At 35.9% G+C, this 4,047-nt stretch carries 2 protein-coding genes; both read left to right on the top strand.

Annotation, left to right across the window (positions count from 1 at the left end; all coding sequences use genetic code 11):
* On the top strand, positions 1 to 1,767 hold a 1,767-nt coding region (locus tag K6G87_RS19240), incomplete at its 5' end, for an AAA family ATPase (RefSeq protein WP_330669961.1).
* 376 nt (positions 1,768 to 2,143) lie between these two features.
* Positions 2,144 to 4,047: phosphoenolpyruvate mutase (gene aepX, locus K6G87_RS19235; RefSeq protein ID WP_296840921.1), on the top strand; the 1,904-nt coding region annotated here is incomplete at its 3' end.

The following is a 4,047-nucleotide window of genomic DNA, read 5'->3' as shown; positions in this document are numbered from 1 at the left end:
CTGGGGGGTAAAGTTGATTCGCCTCGAAAATCAACTATTGATGCGCTGGAAGATGCGCTTTCGGTTTCTTTCGCACGGGCAGATATGCGAAGTGAGATATCTATCGGCAATCAGGACTTTGCTGCGATAATAGAGAACAATTATTTTTATGTAGATAAAACTGAGTTTATTAAGAGTTGGTGGGAAAGCGGTGATGTGGTCACACTTATTACAAGACCTAGAAGATTTGGTAAGACTCTTAATCTCAGTATGATGGAACATTTTTTTTCTAATAAATATCATGATGGAGTGAACCTGTTCAAAAACCTTGATATATGGAAACATAGAGAGTATCAAAAACTGGCAAATCAGTATCCTGTCATATTTCTGAGTTTTGCTTCTGTAAAGGGAACGTCTTTTGAAACAGCAAGGCAGCAGATCATACAGCAGATAGTGGGATTATACAGAAACTATAATCATATTCTTGATGCACCTTTTATCACGCAGATGGATAGAAGTTTTTGGAACATAGTAAGTTATGACATGAACGATGCAATAGCTACTGATGCTATAAGGTTTCTGTGTGAGATACTCTTTAAGTACTATGAGAGGAAAGTACTGATATTTATGGATGAGTACGATACTCCCATACAAGAGGCCTACGTCGATGGCTTTTGGAATGAAATGACTGGGTTTGTTCGAAACCTTTTTAATGCTACATTTAAGACTAATAGGTATCTTGAGAGGGCGATACTTACCGGCATTACCAGAATAAGTAAAGAATCAATTTTCTCTGATCTTAATAACCTGAAAGTGGATACCATTACTAATGCAAGGTATGAAAGTGATTTTGGATTTACAGAGAAAGAAGTCAAAGAAGCGCTTAGTAATTATGATATGGAAGATTCCTTTTCAGATGTGAAAAAATGGTATGACGGCTTCAGGATAGGATCTAAAGCTGATATTTATAATCCGTGGTCTGTTACACAGTATCTGGACTCAGGAAAACTTGATGATTATTGGGCCAACACCAGTGAGAACTCTTTGGTTGATAAACTTATAAAAGAAAGCGGAGTAAACGTTAAGACTGCCGTAGAGAGTTTACTGAAGGGAGAAGCTGTTGAAGCTTTAATCGATGATGAAATAGTCTTTAATCTGATAGACAAAAACGAATCCGGAATTTTTAGCCTTCTATTGGCAGCAGGTTATCTAAGAGTTGTAGACGTATTGCAGGAGCAGGGCGTCAGAAAGAAATACAGCGTGGCCCTTACAAATCTCGAAGTGAAGCATACGTTTGACGATATGATAAAGAGGTGGTTTGAAGGTGATAACGTCGGATACAATGACTTCATCAAGGCACTTTTACAAAATGATGTTAAGTACATGAATAGATTCATGAATGATATAGCGCTTAATACGTTTTCTGTTTTTGATGTAGGTAAGGGAGTGTCTAATAGGCATGAGCCTGAAAGATTTTATCACGGCTTTGTTTTAGGCCTTATGGTGGATCTGGCTGATAAATATCTGATAACTTCTAATAGAGAGAGTGGCTTTGGCAGGTACGATGTGTGTCTTGAACCTAAGGAAAAAAGAGATCCTGCATATGTAATTGAGTTTAAGGTCCACGATTCTGAAGATGAAAAGGATCTTCAGGAGACAGTAAAGAAGGCTCTTAAACAGATTGAAGATAAGAACTATGATGCGGCTTTGATATCAAGAGGTGTTAATAAGGATAGGATATTCCATTACGGGTTCGCATTTGAGGGTAAACAGGTTTTGATTGGATAATCCCTGTGTGCAAGATACGCATTGATGTCATTTCGGTACTATATAGCGTAACAAAATAATTGGAATAACATAAAAATAGTGATATAATAAAATATATACACATATTTAGGAAATGCAAAGTACTACTGAACTTTGACAAGTTCATGCTTTACATTAGGGATGTTGTGTAGTGTTGGAACTCACAATGATTATGACGTATGGGTGGAAGATGGTGTGACAACGTGGGCGAAGAAGTATTGGATTGGTATATGAAGAGTTAGGAATAGAATTGGATTCTATTTAGATAAAATAATTGGTATTGATAAGGATGGGAACTCCCGATGTAAGGTATGGAACTTATGTCGGGAGTTTTGTTTTTCAATACGAAAGGGTAGCGATGAAAGCACTAATTCTTAATTCTGGAATGGGAAGAAGGATGGGGGAGATTACAAATAATCTTCCCAAGTGTTTAGTGCAATTAAATGATAAAGAAACTATATTATCAAGACAACTACACCAATTATCTGAGATTGGAATTGAAGAAGTAATTATAACTACTGGTTACAAATCAGATGAGTTAGTTAGCTACTGTAATAATCTTAAGTTATCAATAGATATTAAATATATTTTCAATGATAAGTATTCTGAAACCAACTATATTTATTCAATGTATCTGGCAAGAGGAGAGTTGGATGAAGATATTGTTTTGATGCATGGAGATCTTGTTTTCGAGAATGCTGTATTAGACAAGGTGGCATTTAGTAAAGATAGTTGTGTAGCAGTGAGTTCGACATCAGACTTGCCGGAAAAAGATTTTAAGGCAGTTTTATTGGATGGAAGAGTTCGTAAGATAAGCATTAAAGATTTTGATAGAGCTATTGCACTCCAACCATTATATAAGCTTACAAAGAAAGATATAAAAACTTGGATAAAAGAAATAGAGAAGTTTTGTGAAGCTGGAAATACCAGTTGCTATGCTGAAGATGCATTAAATGAATGTAGTGATCAAATAAATATTAAACCTATAGATATAAAGAAATTCATATGTAAAGAAGTAGATAATGCTGAAGATCTTACAGCTATAAAAGATACTTTGTTGAGTCTTCCCTGTAGAAATGTATATATGTGCTTTTCGACAGATATAGTACATAGCGGGCACTTGTCAATCATAAAGAGAGCAAAAAGACTTGGAAAAGTAACAATTGGAGTTCTTTCTGATGAAGCTATTTCTAAGTATAAACGATTTCCGTTACTTCCTTATTCGGAACGTAAAGAAATGTTTGAAAATATACAGGGAGTAGACAGAGTAGTATGCCAAGACAAACTAAGCTATAAGGAAAATTTGATCAAGTACAAACCTGAAATAGTAGTACATGGCGATGATTGGATACAAGGAATACAGCAAAATATTAGAACTGAAGTTATTGACTTAATACAGGCTTATGGTGGCGAACTTGTAGAATACCCATATTCAGACAAACCGCAATATCGAGAATATGAGAAAAGAGCCAGGCAGATGCTCGGTACATCTGATATGAGAAGAGCACGTCTATGCAGAGCGCTTGAATCAAAAAACTCAGTTATTGCAATGGAAGCACATAACGGATTAACAGGATTATTAGTTGAAAATACTAAAGTTGAAGAAAATGGTGGAATAAGACAATTTGACGCCATGTGGGTCAGTTCTTTATGCGATTCAACTTCAAAAGGTAAGCCGGATATAGAGGTTGTTGATCTGACATCTCGTTTACAAACTATAAATGAGATTTGTGAGGTTACGACCAAACCTATAATTTTTGACGGTGATACAGGTGGTTTACCGGAACATTTCTCTTATACAGTACGAACATTGGAACGAATGGGCGTTTCAATGGTGATAATTGAAGATAAAAAAGGACTTAAGAAAAATTCGCTTTTTGGTAATGAAGTAGAGCAGACACAGTGTTCGATTGAAGAATTTTGCGTAAAGATTGCAGCAGGGAAAAAAGCTCAGAAGACAGATGACTTTATGATATGTGCAAGAATAGAGAGCCTGATTCTTGAAAAAGGTATGGAGGACGCACTTAACAGAGCATTTGCTTTTAGAGATGCTGGGGCAGATGCAATTATGATTCATAGCAGAAAGAAAGATCCCAAAGAAATCTTTGAATTTGCTGAGGCTTTTCGTAAAGAAGACACTGCAACACCATTAGTGGTAGTTCCGACTTCTTTCAATGAAGTTACTGATGAACAGTTGGAAGCAGTTGGTTTTAATATCATTATTTATGCAAATCACTTTACTAGAGCTGAAGTGCCTGCAAT

The sequence above is a fragment of the Butyrivibrio sp. genome, from assembly GCF_024699075.1.
Note: the sequence above shows the minus strand (reverse complement) of the source record. Positions and strands in the feature narration are given on the sequence as shown.